Genomic DNA, 330 nt, shown 5'->3' with positions numbered 1-330 from the left:
AGCCGCCGAAGGTGGGGTAGATGACTGGGGTGAAGTCGTAACAAGGTATCCGTACCGGAAGGTGCGGATGGATCACCTCCTTTCTATGGAGATATGACCGTAACGCACATTCGCTGTTCAGTTTTGAAGGAGCATAACTCCTTTGCGGGCCTATAGCTCAGTTGGTTAGAGCGCACGCCTGATAAGCGTGAGGTCGGCTGTTCGAGTCAGCCTAGGCCCACCATATATTTCCCCAGTATGGGGCTGTAGCTCAGTTGGGAGAGCGCCTGCCTTGCAAGCAGGAGGTCATCGGTTCGATCCCGTTCAGCTCCACCAAAAAAGTTTTAAAAA

Annotated in this window: 2 tRNA genes and 1 rRNA gene; all 3 read left to right on the top strand. The window is 52.7% G+C overall.

Annotated elements, in window-relative coordinates:
- A 16S ribosomal RNA gene (locus tag M3630_RS30730) occupies window positions 1–83 on the top strand; the annotation flags it as partial.
- A 63-nt stretch (window positions 84–146) separates the two neighbouring features.
- Window positions 147–223: transfer RNA gene (locus M3630_RS30725), tRNA-Ile, on the top strand.
- Between the two features lie 16 nt (window positions 224–239).
- Window positions 240–315 (top strand) — tRNA-Ala (locus tag M3630_RS30720).
- Window positions 316–330: the final 15 nt, after the last annotated feature.

The sequence above is a fragment of the Brevibacillus sp. MER 51 genome (genome assembly GCF_023714195.1).
In the GTDB taxonomy this organism is placed as follows: Bacteria; Bacillota; Bacilli; order Brevibacillales; family Brevibacillaceae; genus Brevibacillus.
This window is presented reverse-complemented; position numbering and strand designations above follow the sequence as displayed.